This is a genomic window from Nitrobacter sp. TKz-YC01 (assembly GCF_047824785.1).
GTDB lineage: Bacteria > Pseudomonadota > Alphaproteobacteria > Rhizobiales > Xanthobacteraceae > Nitrobacter.
The window spans coordinates 135,816-154,315 of the sequence record NZ_CP181167.1 but is presented as its reverse complement, the minus strand read 5'-3'; the positions used below and the strand labels follow the sequence as shown (position 1 = coordinate 154,315).

The window sequence follows — 18,500 nt, the reverse complement described above, 5'->3', positions numbered from 1 at the left end:
GCAACCCTGCCTAGGCGATCACAAGCCCCGGCAGGGCCTTTTCGTTTTAGGTCCGGTTTCTCGGCGTTCATACTGGCGAAAAGCGCAACGACGTCGTCGCGAATCGGATTATGCGATAGCCCCTACAACGCCTCGCCCTTGAGCAGCCGCGGCACCTCGCCGGTCAGTCCGGCCGCCTGGCGGATGAAGGCGTTCTTCAGCGGCGGCATCCGGTCGACCAGACCTAGCCCGATGTCGCGCACGCTGCGCAGCAGCGTCGATTCGTTTGAGAACAAAACATTGAGCGTGTTGGTGGCCACGCCCATCGCCATGGTGTCGAAGCGCCGCCAGCGCTGATAGCGCTCCAGCACGTCTGCCTGCCCCGGATCGATCCCGAGCCTGACCGCATCGACCACGCTTTCCGCAAGCGCCGCGACATCCTTCAGTCCGAGGTTGAGACCCTGCCCCGCGATCGGGTGGATCACATGCGCCGCGTCGCCCACCAGCGCCAGCCGTTCGGCGATGAACGAGCGCGCGACGAAATACTGAAGCGGAAACGCGCGCGGCTTGTCGAGCGCCTTGACCTCGCCGAGGTGCAGGCCGAAGCGCTGCTCCAGCTCGGCGTGAAATTCATCTTCGGCAAGTGCGACGAGGCGCGCCGCCTCCGCCCGCTTCTCGGTCCACACCAGCGACGAGCGCCTGCCCGTCAGCGGCAGGATCGCGAACGGCCCGGCGGGGAGAAAATGCTCCTCGGCGCGGCCCTGATGATCGCGCTCATGGCCGACGGTGACAACGATGCCGGATTGATCGTATTCCCAGCCATGGGTGGCGATCCCGGCGCGCTCGCGCAGCTTCGAGCGCGCGCCGTCGGCCGCCACCAGAAGGCTCGCCTCGATCGTGGAGCCATCGGCCAGCGCGACGGTGACGCCGCCGGGCCGGGCCTCGGTTCCCGTCACCGCCGTGGCGCGCAGATCGACCCCTTCGGCTTGCGCGCGGGACGCTAGCGCCTCGATCAGATAGCGGTTCTCGACCATGTGCGCGAACGGCTCGCCGGGCTCGACGTCGCCGGCGAAGGTCAGGAACACCGGGCGGGTGGCGTCGTTGAGCTTCGAATCGGTGACCACCATGTCGAGCATCGGCTGCGCGGTACCGGCCACCTCGTCCCAGACCCCGAGCGCCTCGAACAGGCGGCGGCACGCGGCCACGATCGCGGTGGCGCGCGGATCGCGGCTCGGCCGGTTCGCCAGCATCGGATCGGCGACCACGATCGGAATTTCGGCGCCGAGCCCCTGACGCAGCGCCAGCGCCAGCGCCAGTCCGGCAAATGCGCCGCCGCAGATGACAATGCCCTGTTGTGTCGTCATGGTAAGCCCTGCTTCTGTGATGCCGCAGTATAGCCGGGCGAAACGGGTTTCCAAACGTTGCGCCGCCGCCCGGCCCGTGCCCTCGCCTGGAGGCCGTGAGCCCGGACCAACGATATGAGAACTCATGAGTTCATGTTGAAAGCGCCTCGATGTCCGAAAGCCTGACCGACCTGATCTCGATCCTCGATCTGGAACCGATCGAGGAAAACCTGTTTCGCGGCAGCAGCCCGAAGACCGGCTGGCAGCGGGTGTTCGGCGGGCAGGTGATCGGACAGGCGATGATGGCGGCCTGCCGCACCGTCGAAGGCCGCCTGCCGCATTCGCTGCATTGCTACTTCATCCTGCCGGGCGATCCCGCCGTTCCGATCATCTATCAGGTGGAGCGGCTGCGCGACGGTAAGAGCTATTCGACGCGGCGCGTCACCGCGATCCAGCACGGCCGCGCCATCTTCTCGATCATGGTCTCGTTCCATGTGGACGAGGAGGGCGCCTTCGATCATCAGGAGAAGATGCCGGACGTGCCGCCGCCCGAGCAGCTTTCGCCGGAGGAGTTCATCAAGCAGCCGATGTTCAGGGAAATGCCAGAGTTCATCCGCCGCTATTACGAATCGGACCGGCCGATCGACCTGCGCCCGGTCGAACTCAACCGCTACTTCGGCGAGAGGATCGAGGACGGCCGCGTCCACGTCTGGATCCGCACGGCGGCGAAACTGCCCGACGACCCGGCGCTGCACATGTGCGCGCTGGCCTATGCGTCGGATTTCGCGCTGCTGGATGCGGTGATGGCGCGCTACGGCCGCACCCTGTTCGACAAGCACATGATGGCGGCCTCGCTCGATCACGCCATGTGGTTTCACCGCCCGTTCCGCGCCGACGAATGGCTGCTCTACGCGCAGGATTCGCCGAGCGCGCATAGCGGCCGTGGTCTCGCTCGCGGCCTGATCTTCAGGCAGGACGGCGCGCTGATCGCCTCGGTGGCGCAGGAAGGCTCGGTCCGCGAGCGGCGCTAGAGCATCGGACCCGAAAGTGGGAACCGGTTTCGGGATAAATCCGATGCTCAATCAATTAACTGGAGCGGCGGCGTTGATTCCATTTGATCGGCCGCCGCTCTAGAGTCTCGATTTCGACAGAGGCGGAGCCCGCTACGCCGTCCGAGGCGCCAGCGCGACCTGCGAGACGTACCAGCGCGCGATCCAGCGGAGCACCCACGGGATCGGGATGATCAGGATGCAGCCGATCGCCACCACCACCGTTCGCCACAACACCTCAAGCCCGCTGGCATTGAAGATGATCTCGCGCCGGGTGCCGTCGATGTTGCGGAACATCCAGCGCGTCATCGCCGTGGTGACCCATGCCCAGCCGATGATGGTGATGAAGGAGAGGTTGAGCAGCACGAACCAGCCGACGTAATGCAACGCCTCGCCCCGGAATGAAAGCCGAAGCGGCTGCCCGTTGGCGCTGATGTTGGCCACGACCCATTTGATCGTCATCCACGACAGCCAGGCCTGCACCGGAATCAGAATGATCCCGATATAGGGTATGTCGGTCAGGCCGGAATAGGCGCACAGCGCGAGCAGCACGAACACCCACCAGATGTCCATCGGCTGGCCGGTGAAGCTCAGGTTGGGACGCTGCGGCACCCGCACCTGAGAAATGAACCATCCGTAGAAGCTGGTGGCCACCCATGGCGCCGGAATAACCAGCAGGAAGCCGATCACGAAGATCAGGGTGCGTCCAAGCAGCGCCCAGATGTTGAGGTCCACGGACAGCGGAACGCCGGCGGATCCATTGCCGCTGGCAAGCACCGCGCTTTCACGCGCCGACGCTTGCGTCACGGGGGGCGGAGCGGCCGAACCGCCGGACAGAAGCCCAGGAATATCGCCTGCTCTCTGCCAGTCCGACATGCTCTCGGTCCAGACGCGCGTGTCGGCCCTCACCGCGCCGCGGGCGATGAAATCCCGCAACTGGTCTTCGGAATACGGACCTTGCTGGGTGTTTCCAGAGGCGAAAAACCACTGACGGTTCGGCATGCATGTCCCCCAAATCCTTCGGCCCCCGCTGCCGGAGCGATGATTGGTCGGCAAGGAGAGGCCTGTGGTTCATGAACAAATCCGGTCCGCTGGCGCGGCGGCGGCCAACTCGCGGGCGCGCATGTTCTAACTTGATCTGCAAAATTCGCCGTGCTGGCGACCGCGAAAGGTGGCAGATTGTCCGGGAACGTATCCGGTCATAACCGGGTTGCCGAGCAGGATAAAGAGGCCGGACCATGAAACTCGTCGTCGCCATGATCAAACCCTTCAAGCTCGACGAGGTCCGGGAGGCGCTGACCGCGCTCGGCGTGCACGGCATGACCGTGACCGAGGTTAAGGGCTATGGACGTCAGAAGGGCCATACGGAGATCTATCGCGGCGCCGAATACGTCGTGAACTTCCTGCCCAAGCTGAGGATCGAGGTCGCGGTGGCATCGGAGCTCGCGGACAAGGCTGTCGAGGCCATCGCCGCCGCCGCCCGCACCGGCCAGATCGGCGACGGCAAACTCTTCGTGCTGCCGATCGATCACGCGCTGCGCATTCGCACCGGCGAGACCGACAGCGACGCGCTGTGACGATCTGTTACGCCTGTTTTGCGAGATGTTTTTCGAGACGATGCGTCGTGCATCGTCTCACTCGATTTTCCGTGCCTCTTCCGGCAGCATGATCGGAATGCCGTCGCGGATCGGATAGGCCAGCTTCGCCGAGCGTGAAATCAGTTCCCGCCGCGCGCCGTCCAGTTCCAGCGGACCCTTGGTCAGCGGGCAGACCAGAATCTCCAGAAGCTTTGGATCGGCGGTATCCTCGGGACGATCGGAAGGGGGCGGCGTCATGCGGGTCTCTTCGAAAGGTCAGGTCGGGCGGATAGGTGCGTCATTGCATCATGATGGGGTGTGAGGCGCTTGCCCCGCTACTGCAATCCGGGGTCACCGCTGGTGCGCTTTTTCGCGAGGTCCATTTCGGTGACGGCGATCAGAATTTCCGCGCGGGTTTTCAGGTCGGCTGCCTCCAGCATGGCCTGCTTCTCGGGGGGCCCGTAGGGCGACATCATCGCCAGCGCGTTGACCAGCGCCTCGTTCGGGGCGTTCTCGATGCCGCTCCAGTCCACTTTCAGATCGTTGACCTTGAGAAAATCGGTCAGCACCTCGAGCAGCCGTTTGCGGTCGACCTCGTCCTCGCCTTTGCGCGCGGTGAGATCGTCGGCGTAAGCGAAGAAATCAACCTTGCACTGGCGATAGGGGGTCAGCACCGTCGGCTCTTCCACGACCTTGAAACGGGACACCCCGGTAAGTTCGAGAATGTAACGGCCGTCGCCGGATTCGGCGAACTGGGTAATGCGTCCTGCGCAGCCGACATGAAACAGTTCAGGCTTGTCCTCGCTGGCGGAATGGGTCAGGTCGGGCTGGATCATGCCAATCAGGCGATGGCCGTCCCGCAGCGCGTCGTCGACCATTGCGAGATAGCGCATTTCGAAGATGTTGAGCGGCATTTGCCCGCGCGGCAGCAGCAGCGCGCCGGGCAGCGGAAACACCGGTATCACTTCGGGAAGGTCAGCGGGACCGCGGTAATCGGCATTGATGGGCATGGGCTGGTCCGGCGCTAGAGCGTTTTCGAGCGAAGTGGATGACCTGTTCGCGTGAAGAAAACGCGTCAAAACAATGATCCGGAGCATGACCCCGAAAAGCGGAAACCGATTTTCGGAAAAAATCATGCTCAAACAAAAGATAAGCGGCGAGTCTGGTTCAACGCGGTTGAAACGGACTCTTGAGCGGGATGAGGAAAAAGTGTGGTGCGGTTTTCCGCCCGCATCCCGCTCTAGAATATCGTGATCTAGAGCATGATCCGTTCAAGTTGAATCGGACCATGCTCTAGAAATTATTGTCTGGTCGCATTTTCTTGCGGCGAACCGGTATCCACTTCGCCGGAAAATGCTCTAGGAAAACAGAATCGTCGACAGTCGTTTGCGTCCCTCCACGGTGGCCTCGTCTGTGGCGCCCCATGCCTCGAAGAACTGCACGAGCTGCTTGCGGGCGGCGTCATCGTTCCATTTGCGATCGCGCTTCACGATTTCAAGCAGGTGATCGGTGGCCTCGCTGCGTTTGCCGCCGGCGTTCAGCGCCGTGGCGAGGTCAAATCGCGCCTGATGGTCGAGCGGGTCGGCCGCGACCTTCTGCTCGAGCTCGCCGATAGGACCAAGCGAGCTCGCCTGTTCGGCAAGGTCGATCATGGCCTGAACGGTGGTCACGGCGGCGTCGCCACGCTTCGATTCCGGAACCAGCTCCAGCGTTTGCTTGGCTTTGTCGATCGCGCCGGTGCTGGCATAGCAGCGCGCCAGCCCGGCGATCGCCCGAAGATTGACGGCGTCGATGCCGAGCGCCTCGGCATAGACCGCGGCTGCGGTGGCCGGATCGCCCGCGGCGAGCGCGTCGTCAGCCTCTTGCAGGATTTCTTCGATATTCGGGGCGCCCGGCGCCGCCCCCGCGCCTTGCGTCAGCTTGTCGATGAAATCCTTGACCTGGCTTTCGGGGACCGCGCCTGTGAAATAGTCGACCGGCCGTCCGCCGACGAAGGCGAACACCGCCGGGATCGACTGACTGCCGATCTGGGCCGCGAGTTGCTGAAAGATGGCGGGATGCTGATCGATATTCATCTTCGCCAGCTTGACCTTGCCGGCGGCGGCGCGCACCGCCTTTTCCAGCAGCGGGGTCAGTTGGAGGCTCGGTCCGCTCCGCGGCGCCCAGAAATCGACCAGCACCGGCTGGTGCATCGATTCCTCGACGACATCCTTCATGAAGGTCTGCGTCGTCGTCTCATTGATCAGATCCGGCGCTTGTGGTGGCGGCCCGCCGCCGTGCTCGACTATGGTCACGTGATCCTCGCCTGATGTCCCCGGAATGGGCGGTCTGGCGCCTTTATCGGACGTTCGCCTGTTCTTGGCCAGCACTCCGTGACGCAAACCTCGTCATCGGAAACCCGCTGGGTTATTTCGCCGAAACGAAAGCGAACTTCTGAACCGTCACGCCGGCACGCTCAGGACCCTAAATTGGTCCCTGTGCGGAAGTTTTGCAATCGGCGGTCGGGTTCGCCCGGTCTTGGCGGCCGTCACTCAACCGGAAGACCTGGGGGAGTGACATTAATATCCCGATCTGGCTGTTGCATTCGCACGCCGCATTTGGCATAGCTCTCGCCTCCGGTGGCCAGCAATCGGCCGCCTGTCGTTCGGACGCGGGTGTAGCTCAGGGGTAGAGCACGACCTTGCCAAGGTCGGGGTCGAGGGTTCGAATCCCTTCGCCCGCTCCAACGCCGCTGCTCGCGGCAAGGAAATGCTCACCCGCTCCACTTTTCTGAAAGTGCAGCGCGTCGGCAACACTGGATTTGAATCTGATTTCAGAGCGCGCGATGGTCTGGACAAAACGTCCGGAGCGCCGGAGGCTGCGGGCCGTGGCCTCGCATGAGGTCTTACATACTGGAATCGATCATGTTCATGATCCTGGATCGATTCGGTCAGAATCATTGTGATCTAACGGGTTCGAAGATTGGCGCCGGGGCAGATGACGAGGGTCGTGACTGGATTGCTCGCAGCCGTGTTCGTATTGGGGCAGGTTGCCGCGAGTCACGCCGTGGTCCGGATCGGCGAGGATCGGGGCGGCCGGATCGGAACCTACATCGATAAATTTGAAGCCGTTCGCAGTTCCGGCCAGTCCGTCATCATCGATGGCCTGTGCGCATCGGCCTGCACCATCGTTCTCGGCACGGTCCCGCATGACAGGATTTGCGTGACGTCCCACGCGGCTCTCGGGTTTCATGCCGCCTGGGATCTCGGATCGAACGGCCGCACCGTGATCAACTCCGAAGCGACCCATATGCTGTATTCGATGTACCCTTCCGCGGTGCAGCGCTGGATCAAGCAGCGCGGCGGCCTGACAAAGCGCATGATTTTCCTGCGGGGCCGCCAACTCGCTGACATGTACCGTCCGTGCTACCTCGACGCGCAGGCCTCTTCGGCGCGCTGACGGCGCATCGCCATTCATCGCACGCCAAATCATCACAACGTGATCGCGCCGGGTTGCGCTTGCCTTAAGGGCGGGACTGGCCTTATTTGAACCCCACCCTGCTGGCAGGGCGCTGTGGGCGCGGCCGAACCGCCGTGGTCATCGAGACGCACGCTTTTTCGGTCTCGCCGCCCGCCACCATGGCGTTTTCTTCGCGCGAGCAGGTCTTTCACCTCGCTCGAAAACGCTCTAGAGCATCGGACCCGAAAGTGGGAACCGGTTTCGGGATAAATCCGATGCTCAATCAATTAACTGGAGCGGCGGCCCTGATTCCATTTGACCGGCCGCCGCGCTAGGCCCGTTCCGCAAGTTCCGAGGGTCGATGCAAGAACAAGCGGCCTTCGGAACCGCGACACCGAGGATACGATACCCGATGTCAAATAGATTCGTCCGTCCGCTGATCCTGTTTGCGGCCTTTGCCGGCAGCCTTGTCGTCGGTCTCACGGTGGTGATGTGGCTGCTCGGCGGACTCGCCAGCACGCCCCCGGCGGCGTCGATCGGTGGCCCGTTCAAACTGACCGACCAGACCGGCCAGACCGTCACCGAGAAGGACATGGTCGGTCGTCCGACGATCGTTTTCTTCGGCTATACTCATTGTCCCGATGTCTGCCCGACCTCGCTGTTCGAGATGTCGGAGGTGTTGCGGGTGATGGGTTCGGACGCCGACCGCGTCAACGCCTATTTCATCACCGTCGATCCGGAGCGCGATACCCAGGACACGATGAAAAGCTATCTGTCGAGCTTCGATCCGCGTCTGAAAGGCCTGACTGGCGATCAGGCCGCCGTCGAGAAAGCCTTGTCCGTATTTCGGGTCTACGCAAAAAAGGTCCCGCTGAAGGATGGCGGCTATTCGATGGATCATACCGCGCTGATCTATCTGATGGACCGCAACGGCCGCTTCGTTTCGTCGTTCGATCTCAAACGCCCGGCTGAAGCGGCCGCCGCCGATCTGAAACGTTATCTGTAGCGCTGCCGCCGTCGCGCGGTCACGCAGTGGGATTGGATCACGATGATTTTGGATCAAACCGAACCAGAATCATGAACGATCCGCTCCGCTCGAAAACACTCTAATATTTGAGAGCGGACTGCGGGCGGAAAACCGCGTCACACGTCTCTTCATCGCGCTCGGGCGTCCGGGAAGCGGCGGCCGATCTGATTTGCGGGGAAAGGCCGTGTTCGGTCTTTTCCCACCTGTATGGCTCGCTCAGCAGTTGATACAGCGCGCGCCAGGCCGCGATCGAAAGACAGGCCCAATAAATCGGCGTCAACGCCAGGATCCAGCCCTGCCTCAATTGCCCGCGCCGGGCAAGGCCCATCAGGCCCACCACGATGGTGGAGACGAACCCGGCGGCGATCGTCGTCAGATGCAGCGGCGTGACCGTGCCCGCGCAAAATTCGCTGCCAGCGCCTTCCAGCGAGCGCAACGCCATATCGATGACGAGGACCGGAAAGGTCAAAGCGGTCAACACGTTGCCGCCGATGATGGTGTTCAGAGTCAAGAATCCCTTCGCGCCCGCCTCCTTCCATAGCCGCCGTGGCTGGCGCATATGCACGCTCCAGGTCTGCATCCAGCCCTTCATCCAGCGCGAGCGCTGGCGCAGCCATCCGCCGAAACGCGCGGGCGCCTCCTCGAAAGTCGTCGACGCGAAGGTGGTCGATCGATAGCCGAAGCGCGCCAGCCGAAAGCCGAGGTCGGCATCCTCGGTGACGTTGTAGGCATCCCAGCCGCCCACCTCGCGAAGGACCGCGGTGCGGAAGTGCGGTATTAGGTAGCAAACTCACCAAGAGACGGATGGCGGTTTCCCTGTGTGAGTCACACAATGCGGCATGCCAGACACCACCCGCCTTGCTCGCACCGAGACCTACGAGCACACGATTTCCGGCTTGCTGAAAAAGCGTGCCGATCTGTTCAACGAGGCAGAGCGCATCCGTGACCGGATGGCGGAGATCAAGAATGACATTGGCGCACTAGACCGTGTTTTAGGTACGCTCGGATATACCGGCGATCTGGACGCGGAAATGCCGCGCCAGAAGCGGCAAGTCCTTTTTGGTCGTGGCGAGCTAACTCGGGCGATCTTGGATGAATTGCGAGACGCGCCGCGACCGCTAGGAAGCCGGGAAATAGCTCAAGGGATTGTAGCTCTGAACGGTCAGGATGCGCGGGACAGAAGGTACGTCTCGGACCTGACACGGCGGGTCAGCAAGGCGCTTCGGATACTCAAAGAGAGTGCGGCTGTCCGTTTTGCAGTGGACCACAGGGGCAACCTTTTGTGGTCGTTAAGCTAAATAAGGAACCAAAAGCCTCGCTAACGTTGATTCGGTTGTGTCGAGTCAACCCCTATGGCTTGTTGGGTCGGAATTTACTATATGTTTTGCGTGGAGGATTCGCGTGCACGATAGCCTAACCATCGCGAACCGATTTTTGGAAATTGCCACGGAAAAGGGCGATACCCTAACTCCGATGCAATTGCTGAAGCTCGTCTATATTGCTCATGGTTGGATGCTTGGTCTTTATGGCGTCCCCCTCATTGTTGATGAGGTTCAGGCTTGGAAGTATGGACCTGTAATTCCAAGCTTATATAAGGCGATAAGCAAATATCGCGACCAACCAGTTCGCGGACCCTTGTCCTGCCAACGACAGGAACAGCTAGTTGAGGTCGAAAACTCCCTCATAAAACAAGTTTTTGATATCTATGGGTCAAGATCAGTGAGGTGGTGCCGGTTTCTGAGACAGGGGCATAAGGTGGATCGCCCGATGAAAAGGACGATCCGGTATGAAGACACGCAGACGATTTACGGCTGAGTTCAAGGCCAAGGTTGCGCTTGAGGCGATCCGTGGCGAGCGGACGATTTCGGAACTGGCGACAAAGCACCAGCTTCATCCGAACCAGATTACGCAGTGGAAACGGCAGGCCATCGAGAACCTGGCCAAGACGTTCGACGACAAGGCTGCTGATGCGCAGGTCGGCCGGGAAGCCGAGGTGACCAAGCTGCACGCCAAGATTGGCCAGCTTGTCGTTGAGCGGGATTTTTTGGCCAAGGCCTTCGATCGCTGAGCCTGGATCGGAGGAGAATGATGATTGACCCCGATCACAACCGGCTCTCGATCCGCCGCCAGTGCGAACTGGTCTCGATCTCGCGGGCGTCGTTCTACCGACAGCCCGCCGGCGAGACGCCCGAGAACCTCGAACTGATGCGCACCATCGACGAGGCCTTCATGGAGACGCCCTGGTATGGCTCCCGGCAGATGGCCCGGCATCTGCGGCGTCAGGGCTGGTGCGTGGGTCGCAAGCGGGTCCGGCGGCTGATGCGCAAGATCGGTCTGTCGCCGATCTACCAGGCGCCGAGAACCAGCGAGCCGCATCCGCAGCATCGCATCTATCCCTACCTGCTGCGGCACCTGGCGATCGAGCGGCCGGATCACGTTTGGTGTGCCGATGTGACCTATATCCCGATGCGGCGCGGCTTCCTTTACCTCGTGGCCATCATGGACTGGTTCAGCCGCAAGGTCCTGGCCTGGCGGTTGTCGAACACGATGGATGCCGACTTCTGTGTTGCCGCTCTCGAAGAGGCGATCGCCTGCCATGGCAGGCCCGACATCTTCAACACCGACCAAGGCTCGCAGTTCACTAGCTTCGCCTTCACGACGACGCTGAAGGATGCCGGCATCCGCATCTCCATGGACGGGCGCGGCCGCTGGATGGACAACGTCTTCATCGAACGACTGTGGCGCAGCCTCAAATATGAGTGCGTCTTCCTCAGCACATTCGAAACGGGAAGCCAAGCCCGCTGCGGCATCGGCTCCTGGATAGACTATTACAACCGGCGACGCCCGCACTCGACCTTCGCCGGCAGGACGCCCGACGAAGTCCATGCTATGGCGGAAATGACGGAGCAATTGGCGGCGTAGAAACGAACCCGATCCACCTTAGCCAGGCCGCCAAACTGTCTCACCAAGCGGGTCCACCTCAGGCGCAGCGGAAGCAGCCCGTGTTGCGCGGCGCTGGACAGGTAACGATCGGGCAGGGGGCAATCGGAGCGGGAAACCTCGGCGAAGGTCTCGATCGCAAGACCGCTCTGAAAGGAAAGCGCTCGCAGATAAGCTTCCTCGCCAATGACGCCCGACCGGATCAGTACCTGATCCGCCCCGGTAGCCACTTCCTGGCCGCGCGCTTCGGCAGCCTTCAGCAGCGCCGGAGCAAGAATATGGCGCAGGCAGTCCAGTTCGATCGCCGGACCGGGTTCGGGGTCGTCCAGCCAATTGTCGTTGCTGGAGGCAGGGATGCCATCGAAACCGGGAGAGAAGCCGGGAGGATGCGGCGGCCTCTCAGGCGCAGCACGGCGGAATGCCCCGGCCCGGCCGCCGTTCCCCACGTGATTCCGCCCCGCCAAGCCACGTCCCCACGCAAACGATACTCGCGTCCCGTTCCGGATGGTCTATAAAACCCTCCGTCCGAAAAGCCCCTGTCCATGCAACCACAGATTACCGTTTCCGCCAACGAGAGATTGATCCGCCGCGGCGCGACCACGCTAGGTTGTCTGCTGGCCGCCGGCTGGATGCTGGGCGCGGAGGCGGCGCTCGACCGCGCGCGCGCGCAAGCGGTCGCAACGACCTCCGCTTCGGCGGCCGCCGCTGTTGCGCCGCAGGCCGTGCCGGGCTTCTGGGATCCGCGTCACCGGCCCGACCGCCCCGATCTGTCGCGCCTCACCGTGATCCGGTTCTTGACGGAAACCGACTATCCACCCTTCAACTATACCGGTCCCGACGGCAAGCCGGCCGGCTTCAACGTCGATCTGGCGCGCACCCTGTGCGAGGAGATCAAGGTCACCTGCACGATTCAGATGCGGCGGTTCGAGACGCTGGTGGACGCGCTGTCCAGCAACCGCGGCGACGCCATCATCGCCTCCCTCGCGGTCACCCCCGAGTTGCGCAAGCGTATCGATTTCACCGATCCCTACTATCGAACGCCGGCCCGGTTCGTGTCGCGGCGCGACGCTGTCATGGTTGAGGTGCGCCCCGAATATCTGGAGGGCAAGAAGGTCGGCGTCATCGCGGGGTCCGCGCACGAAGCCTATCTCAAGGTTTTCTTCACCGACGCCGAACTGCACGGCTATCCGAACGACGAGGCGCTGCGGCAGGCGCTGCGGCAGAACGAAGTGGATTTCATTTTCGGTGACGCGATTTCACTGGCGTTCTGGATCAACGGCACCGATTCGGAAAGCTGCTGCGCGTTCAGCGGCGGCCCCTTTATCGAAAGCCGCTATTTTGGCGAAGGCATCGGCATTGCCGTGAAAAGGGGTAATGACGTGCTGCGCCAGGCGCTGAACTGGGCGCTCTTCCGAATCTGGGAGAAAGGCCGCTATACCGATCTGTGGCTGCGGTATTTTTCCGTCAGTCCGTTTTAGAACTGGTGGCGCAGCCGAAGACGCCGCGCCATGGAGAGCAGAATGTCTGACGTCCCATCAGCGAGCGATCTGCGTGCGCTCGCCGAGCAATCCAATGCGTGGCCATTCGAGCAGGCGAAGCAGATCGTCGCGCGCCTGAAGAAGACGCCGAAGGACGAGGTGCTGTTCGAAACCGGCTACGGCCCCTCCGGCCTGCCGCATATCGGCACCTTCGGCGAGGTCGCGCGCACCACCATGGTGCGTCATGCCTTTCGCGTGCTGACCGAAGACAGGATCAGGACGCGGCTGCTGGCGTTCTCCGACGACATGGACGGCCTGCGCAAGGTGCCGGACAATGTGCCCAACAAGGAGCTGCTGGCGCGGGATCTCGGCAAGCCGCTGACGAAGGTGGCGGATCCCTTCGGCACCCATCCGAGCTTCGGCGAGCACAACAACGCCCGGCTGCGCGCGTTCCTCGACACCTTCGGGTTCGATTACGAATTCGCCAGTTCGACCGCCTATTACACCTCGGGCCGCTTCGACGCGACGCTTCTGAAGGTTCTCGAAAAGATCGACAAGGTGATGGCGATCATGCTGCCGTCCCTGCGCGAGGAGCGCGCGGCGAGCTATTCGCCGTTCCTCCCCATCTGTCCGCGCACCGGCGTGGTGCTGCAGGTCCCGATAACGGCGCACGACGCCAAGGCCGGCACGGTCTCATACGATGACTCCGAGACCGGCGAGCGCGTCACGGTCCCCGTCACCGGCGGGCATTGCAAACTGCAATGGAAGCCGGACTGGGCGATGCGCTGGACCGCGCTCGGCGTCGATTACGAAATGGCCGGCAAGGATCTGATCGATTCGGTCAAGCTGTCCGGCAAAATCTGTTCGGCGCTCGGCGGCACGCCGCCGGAAGGCTTCAACTACGAACTGTTTCTCGACGACAAGGGCCAGAAGATTTCCAAGTCGAAGGGCAACGGGCTCACCATCGACGAGTGGTTGCGCTACGCCTCGCCGGAATCGCTGTCGCTGTTCATGTACCGCGAACCGAAGGCGGCGAAGCGGCTGCATTTCGACGTGATCCCGCGCAACGTCGACGACTACCAGCAGTTCCTCGAAGGGTATCCGCGTCAGGATGCGAGGCAGCAGTTCGCCAATCCGGTCTGGCACATTCATGCCGGCCATCCGCCCGCAGCCGACATGCCGGTCACGTTCCAGTTGCTGCTGACGCTGGTTTCGTCCTCGAACGCGGAGAACGCCGAAACCCTGTGGGGCTTCATCGGCCGCTACCGGCCGGGCGTCACGCCGCAAAGCCATCCGAAGCTCGATGCGCTGGTCGGCTACGCCATCAACTATTACCGCGACTTCGTGGCGCCGGCGAAAACGTTCCGTGAGCCGGCCGCGAGCGAGCGCGCCGCGTTGCAGGATCTGCGCGATGCGTTGTCGCAACTGCCCGCGGACGCTTCGGCCGAAGACATCCAGAACACGGTCTACGAGATCGGCCGCCGCGAACCCTTCCTCAATCACAAGAAGCTCGCCAAGGACGGACGGCCCGGCGTCTCGCTCGACTGGTTCAACATGCTCTATCAGGTGCTGCTCGGTCAGGAGAAGGGACCGCGCTTCGGCTCCTTCGTCGCTGTCTACGGCGTGCAGAACGCCATCGCGATGATCGACGGAGCATTGGCGCGGGCGAGTTAGAGCATTTTCCGGCGAAGTGGATACCGGTTCGCCGCAAGAAAATGCGACCAGACAATAATTTCTAGAGCACGATCCCGACCCGAAAGGACCGCGCCCGCGCAACGTGGAACGGTTTTCGGATAAGATCATCCTCGATCAAAAGGCGGAGTCTTTTTCCATTTGTTCATGTGATGCGAACAGATTTGAAGCAGGACGTGTTTTGAAGCAGGTTTGGAGCGAAAAATGTTGACGCGGGTTGCGGTGGTGTTGGCCGCCATATGGGCAGCGGGCGTGCTCGGGATCGCATCGGCCGAAGCGCGGCCCGATATGGTCGGCTACCAGGGCGGCTATGCGCCCGGCACCATCGTCGTGAAAACCAGCGAGCGCCGGCTGTATCTGATCATCGATTCGGACCGCGCTCTCCGGTATCCTGTCGGAGTCGGCAGGGCAGGCAAGCAATGGACCGGCACCGCGCAGATCGAAGGCAAATATCGCAACCCGGCATGGTCGCCGCCGGCGGATGTCAAACGCGACAATCCGAGAATTGCGGACGTGATCGCGGGCGGTTCGCCGGCGAATCCGATGGGCGTCGCCGCGATGACTCTCTCCGGCGGCGGGCAATACGCCATTCACGGCACCAACCGGCCGGGGTCGATCGGCCGCTTCGTGTCCTACGGCTGCATCCGCATGTATAATGCCGACATTGACGACCTGTACCGGCGCGTGTCGGTCGGCACGCCCGTGGTGGTGACGCAGCGCTGATCGGATTAATTTACAGCCAACCAAGGACGCGCGACTGCGCCGGATTCCCGATCACCAAACGACAGGAATCGTCTGGTTCGTTGTCATGGCGACGGGTTGAGCGTATAGACCGGCGACCCTCCATCCGGCACGACAGTTTCACTTCATACCGACCGAGCCCGCAGCCATGCCTGAAGACATACAAGTTCGCCAAAGGGCGTTCGAGATCATCAAGACCAGATCATTCGGCCGCGGCGACATCAAACTGGCTTCCGGCAAAACCAGCACGTTCTACTTCGACATGAAGCCGACCATGCTGTCTCCTGAAGGGGCCCATGTCCTGTCCGAACTCATTCTGGCGCGACTTTCCGGCAAGGGCATCGATTATATCGGCGGGCTGGAGATGGGAGCGGTTCCGCTGATTTCGACCGTCAGCCTTCTCAGCCACGTCAGGAATGAACCGCTTCCCGGCTTTTTCGTTCGCAAGGACGTCAAGAAGCACGGAACCAGGAAGCTCATCGAGGGCCTTCCTGTCGATGACCTTCGCGGCAAGAGGGTCGTCATCCTGGAGGATGTCACGACAAGCGGCGCGTCCGCCATGATCGCGGTCTCGGCCGCGCAGGCCGAGGGCGCGGAAGTCGTGATGGTTCTGTCGATCGTCGACAGGGGCGAAGGAGCGGTCGTTCTCTATAAAGAGAAAAACATTGAATTCGATTCGCTGTTCAAGGCGGAAGAATTCCTGGCTTCGTAACGCCTCTTTCTGAAAGATGCCCGGTCAGAACCGGCCCGCGCCGTTGCACCAGCTTTGGCGACGGCCGCCGTGATAGACGCGGGCGTGGCCGCTCGCCAGCATCGCCGCCGAGATGTCCGGCGTTCGCGCCGTCGCGGCATCGGCGACCACGCGCCCCTGATATTTGTCGGGGCCGATATTGGCGATGGTGACGCCGCCCTCGCCGAGCAGATCGCGCAACCGGGCGCCGGCGGCTTTCGCCAGCCGAAATTCTTCGGCGCACGAGGCTTTCATTTCCGCCGTGTCGATGCCGCGCAGCCGCACCCGCGTCGTCATGTCGAGGCCGGGCCATAAATGCACCAGCGCTTCGAAGGTATCGCCGTCGATCGTCCTGATCACCTCGACCTGGTGCCGCCCCGCCGCATCGGCGGCGCGAGCCCAGATCGCCCGTGTCTCCGTCGGCGTTCGGGGGGTGACGACCTCCTGAGGTCCGGCGATCCAGCTCCGGATCGGGAGCATGGTTCCGGCCGCCACGCCCACGATAAAGATCCACGGCAGAACCGGCGACACCAGATTGCGCCAGCGAGGCCCGGACCATGCATTTATTCTGCTGTATGGGTACATATTCCTAGCATAGAGCGAGTCGCGCCGTCCGGCAAGCCTGCGCGAGCAGCGCCCGTAACGAAAAGCGGGCTTCAGAAATCCGATGCGATGCCGCCGCGTTCCCAGTCGCCGAACCGGGTCGGCTCGGGACCCTTCGGCCCTTGAACCTCTTTGGGCGGCGCTGACGCATCGGTCTGCGCGGCGCGGCGGGCCTCGGCTTCTGCGAGCGCGCGCCGGGCCGCTGGAGAAAGCTGCTTGCGGGGGCTGGTCTCTCCGGTCCGCGATGACGCGGAAGGTTCATTGGTCATGCCACCTCCTCCGATCGGCGCGACGAACATATCGCATGAAAAATCATCTCCACGGATCATGCCGCGAAAAGCGCGAAGACGGTGACGATCCTTATATTTGGCATATTCGCATGCCACGAATCCGCCGCGGCAGGCGTACAGCAAATGCGTCCACCGTCCCTGTTTCCCTTAAGCGATGTGCCTGCCTCATGCCGTCCACCAGATTCGCGCCGCCGACCGAGGCTCCGGGCCTCGCGGCCCGGCGCATCGCAGCGGATATCCTTGACGGCGTCCTGCATAAGCGGCGCACCCTCGATGAACAGCTCGAAGGCCCGACCGCGCATCCCGGCCTGAAAGCGCTCGCCGACCGCGACCGCGCCTTGATGCGACGCCTGGTGGCGACGATCCTGCGCCGGCTCGGAACCCTCGGCCATTTGCTGTCGCGGCTGCTCGATCGCGGCATTCCGACCGATGCGCCGCGCGCGCAGAGCGCGCTTCTGATCGGGGCGGCGCAGATTCTGTGGATGGACGTTCCGGATCATGCCGCGGTCGATCTGTCGGTGCGGCTGGTGCAATCCGATCGCCGCGCGGCGAAATATGCCGGACTGGTCAACGCGGTGTTGCGCCGTTGCGCGCGGGAAGGCCAGTCCCTGATCGATGAGGTCCGCTCGGAGTCGCTGGATACGCCGCCATGGCTGATGGCGCGCTGGAACGGGCACTACGGCGAGAGCGCGGCGAAGGCGATTGCCGCTGCGCTCAGCCATGAGCCGGCCCTCGATCTCACCGTCAAGGCGAACGCGGCTCACTGGGCGACGCGGCTGCACGGTGAAACCTTGCCGACCGGGACCGTTCGCACCTCGTTGCAAGGCTCGGTGACGATGCTGCCGGGATTTTCCGAGGGGCAGTGGTGGGTCCAGGACGCCGCCGCCGCGCTGCCCGCGCGCCTGTTCGGCGACATCAGGGGACGGCGGGTCATCGACCTCTGCGCGGCGCCCGGCGGCAAGACCGCCCAGCTCGCGCAGGCCGGCGCGGAGGTGACCGCGATCGACCGGTCGCCGAACCGGGTGGCGCGGCTGCGCGAAAATCTCGACCGTCTCTCGCTGAACGCGCGATCGCTCGTGGCCGACGCCATCGAATGGCAGGATGACGCCGCGGGCGAGGGTTTCGACGGCGTGCTCGTCGACGCGCCTTGTTCCGCGACCGGCACCATCCGCCGTCATCCGGACGTGGCCTGGCTCAAGCAGGATTCCGATATCGCGGCGCTGACCGCCTTGCAGCAAAGGCTTCTCAACAGGGCGATCACGCTGCTCAGGCCCGGCGGAACGCTGGTCTACTGCACCTGTTCGCTGGAGCCCGAGGAGGGCGAACAGGTCGTTGCTGCGCTGCTGGCGTCCGATACGGGGATCCGGCGCGTGCCGGTCAGCGCGGACGAAGTGGCGGGGCTCGCGGATATCGTGACGCCCGCGGGCGATCTGCGCACGCTGCCCTGCCATCTTGCGCATGATGATCCCACGCTCGGCGGATTAGACGGCTTCTACGCGGCGCGATTGACCAGATCCTGATTCGCAAGGCGGAAGCGGAGATTCTCGGCATTTCAAGATGGTGCGTTGCCGGCCTTTACGGATTAAAAGGGTTCAGTCCCCATCTCCGCAAAG

General features: G+C 62.9%; 22 protein-coding genes and 1 tRNA gene. 14 read left to right on the top strand and 9 right to left on the bottom strand.

Annotated features, from left to right (window positions below; all coding sequences use genetic code 11):
* Positions 1–122: 122 nt before the first annotated feature.
* On the bottom strand, positions 123–1,343 hold the full coding sequence (locus ACMYR2_RS00740) for a ubiquinone biosynthesis hydroxylase (RefSeq protein WP_347264817.1): 1,221 nt from the start codon (positions 1,341–1,343) through the stop codon (positions 123–125).
* 149 nt (positions 1,344–1,492) lie between these two features.
* Between ACMYR2_RS00740 and tesB the strand changes: the two genes are divergently transcribed.
* Complete coding sequence (gene tesB, locus ACMYR2_RS00735; RefSeq protein WP_347264818.1) at positions 1,493–2,353, top strand: acyl-CoA thioesterase II; 861 nt, start codon at positions 1,493–1,495, stop codon at positions 2,351–2,353.
* Positions 2,354–2,485: 132 nt separating this feature from the next.
* Here the strand turns inward: tesB and ACMYR2_RS00730 are convergent, their stop codons facing one another.
* Complete coding sequence (locus tag ACMYR2_RS00730; RefSeq protein ID WP_416193490.1) at positions 2,486–3,373, bottom strand: DUF4339 domain-containing protein; 888 nt, start codon at positions 3,371–3,373, stop codon at positions 2,486–2,488.
* Positions 3,374–3,609: 236 nt separating this feature from the next.
* Between ACMYR2_RS00730 and ACMYR2_RS00725 the strand changes: the two genes are divergently transcribed.
* On the top strand, positions 3,610–3,948 hold the full coding sequence (locus ACMYR2_RS00725) for a P-II family nitrogen regulator (protein ID WP_141383314.1): 339 nt from the start codon (positions 3,610–3,612) through the stop codon (positions 3,946–3,948).
* A gap of 57 nt (positions 3,949–4,005) precedes the next feature.
* Here the strand turns inward: ACMYR2_RS00725 and ACMYR2_RS00720 are convergent, their stop codons facing one another.
* The 3 genes from ACMYR2_RS00720 to ACMYR2_RS00710 all read right to left on the bottom strand — a co-directional run bounded on the left by ACMYR2_RS00720 (position 4,006) and on the right by ACMYR2_RS00710 (position 6,242).
* A complete protein-coding gene (locus ACMYR2_RS00720; protein ID WP_347264820.1) occupies positions 4,006–4,206 on the bottom strand; it encodes a Trm112 family protein in 201 nt (66 codons plus the stop codon).
* 77 nt (positions 4,207–4,283) lie between these two features.
* A complete protein-coding gene (locus tag ACMYR2_RS00715; protein ID WP_347264821.1) occupies positions 4,284–4,958 on the bottom strand; it encodes an LON peptidase substrate-binding domain-containing protein in 675 nt (224 codons plus the stop codon).
* Positions 4,959–5,306: 348 nt separating this feature from the next.
* Entirely contained in the window at positions 5,307–6,242 is a 936-nt protein-coding gene (locus ACMYR2_RS00710) for a co-chaperone YbbN (protein ID WP_347264822.1), read from the bottom strand.
* A 356-nt stretch (positions 6,243–6,598) separates the two neighbouring features.
* Between ACMYR2_RS00710 and ACMYR2_RS00705 the strand changes: the two genes are divergently transcribed.
* From ACMYR2_RS00705 to ACMYR2_RS00690, 4 genes are all read left to right on the top strand, one after another.
* Positions 6,599–6,673 (top strand) — tRNA-Gly (locus ACMYR2_RS00705).
* Between the two features lie 251 nt (positions 6,674–6,924).
* On the top strand, positions 6,925–7,386 hold the full coding sequence (locus ACMYR2_RS00700) for a hypothetical protein (protein WP_347264823.1): 462 nt from the start codon (positions 6,925–6,927) through the stop codon (positions 7,384–7,386).
* Positions 7,387–7,472: 86 nt separating this feature from the next.
* A complete protein-coding gene (locus ACMYR2_RS00695; RefSeq protein WP_347264824.1) occupies positions 7,473–7,721 on the top strand; it encodes a hypothetical protein in 249 nt (82 codons plus the stop codon).
* Positions 7,722–7,798: 77 nt separating this feature from the next.
* Positions 7,799–8,392: an SCO family protein gene (locus ACMYR2_RS00690; RefSeq protein WP_347264825.1), complete on the top strand. Its 594-nt coding sequence runs from the start codon at positions 7,799–7,801 to the stop codon at positions 8,390–8,392.
* Positions 8,393–8,492: 100 nt separating this feature from the next.
* Here the strand turns inward: ACMYR2_RS00690 and ACMYR2_RS00685 are convergent, their stop codons facing one another.
* On the bottom strand, positions 8,493–9,158 hold the full coding sequence (locus ACMYR2_RS00685) for a glycosyltransferase family 2 protein (RefSeq protein WP_416193489.1): 666 nt from the start codon (positions 9,156–9,158) through the stop codon (positions 8,493–8,495).
* A gap of 94 nt (positions 9,159–9,252) precedes the next feature.
* On the opposite strand from ACMYR2_RS00685, the gene ACMYR2_RS00680 reads away from it, so the two are divergent.
* From ACMYR2_RS00680 to ACMYR2_RS00670, 3 genes are all read left to right on the top strand, one after another.
* Entirely contained in the window at positions 9,253–9,711 is a 459-nt protein-coding gene (locus ACMYR2_RS00680; RefSeq protein WP_347264827.1) for a hypothetical protein, read from the top strand.
* 175 nt (positions 9,712–9,886) lie between these two features.
* A complete protein-coding gene (locus tag ACMYR2_RS00675) occupies positions 9,887–10,228 on the top strand; it encodes a Panacea domain-containing protein (RefSeq protein WP_416194138.1) in 342 nt (113 codons plus the stop codon).
* A protein-coding gene (locus tag ACMYR2_RS00670) for an IS3 family transposase (RefSeq protein WP_416192834.1) occupies positions 10,200–11,335 on the top strand; the annotation gives its coding sequence in 2 pieces (ribosomal slippage) (positions 10,200–10,470 and positions 10,470–11,335; 1,137 coding nt in all). The genes ACMYR2_RS00675 and ACMYR2_RS00670 overlap by 29 nt, the downstream gene beginning before the upstream one ends.
* Here the strand turns inward: ACMYR2_RS00670 and ACMYR2_RS00665 are convergent.
* Positions 11,242–11,799, bottom strand: a complete 558-nt coding sequence (locus tag ACMYR2_RS00665) for a hypothetical protein (RefSeq protein WP_416193488.1) — start codon at positions 11,797–11,799, stop codon at positions 11,242–11,244. The genes ACMYR2_RS00670 and ACMYR2_RS00665 overlap by 94 nt on opposite strands.
* A gap of 96 nt (positions 11,800–11,895) precedes the next feature.
* Between ACMYR2_RS00665 and ACMYR2_RS00660 the strand changes: the two genes are divergently transcribed.
* The 4 genes from ACMYR2_RS00660 (at position 11,896) to pyrE (ending at position 15,976) form a co-directional block, all read left to right on the top strand.
* Positions 11,896–12,831, top strand: coding sequence for a transporter substrate-binding domain-containing protein (locus tag ACMYR2_RS00660; RefSeq protein ID WP_416193487.1), 936 nt, complete (start codon positions 11,896–11,898; stop codon positions 12,829–12,831).
* 42 nt (positions 12,832–12,873) lie between these two features.
* Positions 12,874–14,505, top strand: coding sequence for a lysine--tRNA ligase (locus ACMYR2_RS00655; RefSeq protein WP_416193486.1), 1,632 nt, complete (start codon positions 12,874–12,876; stop codon positions 14,503–14,505).
* A 222-nt stretch (positions 14,506–14,727) separates the two neighbouring features.
* Positions 14,728–15,246, top strand: coding sequence for a L,D-transpeptidase (locus ACMYR2_RS00650; protein ID WP_347264946.1), 519 nt, complete (start codon positions 14,728–14,730; stop codon positions 15,244–15,246).
* Positions 15,247–15,412: 166 nt separating this feature from the next.
* Positions 15,413–15,976 carry an orotate phosphoribosyltransferase gene (gene pyrE / locus ACMYR2_RS00645; RefSeq protein ID WP_347264947.1) on the top strand — a complete coding sequence of 188 codons (564 nt, stop codon included), beginning with the start codon at positions 15,413–15,415 and terminating at the stop codon, positions 15,974–15,976.
* Between the two features lie 24 nt (positions 15,977–16,000).
* On the opposite strand, the gene ACMYR2_RS00640 is transcribed toward pyrE, so the two are convergent.
* Both ACMYR2_RS00640 and ACMYR2_RS00635 read right to left on the bottom strand, forming a co-directional pair.
* Positions 16,001–16,579: a thermonuclease family protein gene (locus ACMYR2_RS00640; RefSeq protein WP_347264948.1), complete on the bottom strand. Its 579-nt coding sequence runs from the start codon at positions 16,577–16,579 to the stop codon at positions 16,001–16,003.
* Between the two features lie 71 nt (positions 16,580–16,650).
* Positions 16,651–16,866 (bottom strand): succinate dehydrogenase assembly factor 4, encoded by a 216-nt coding sequence (locus ACMYR2_RS00635; RefSeq protein ID WP_347264949.1) that lies wholly within the window; start codon positions 16,864–16,866, stop codon positions 16,651–16,653.
* A 188-nt stretch (positions 16,867–17,054) separates the two neighbouring features.
* Here ACMYR2_RS00635 and ACMYR2_RS00630 point away from each other — a divergent pair, with 188 nt between their 5' ends.
* The gene (locus tag ACMYR2_RS00630; RefSeq protein WP_416193485.1) at positions 17,055–18,407 is read left to right on the top strand and encodes an RsmB/NOP family class I SAM-dependent RNA methyltransferase; all 1,353 of its coding nucleotides are present in this window, start codon (positions 17,055–17,057) and stop codon (positions 18,405–18,407) included.
* Positions 18,408–18,500: the final 93 nt, after the last annotated feature.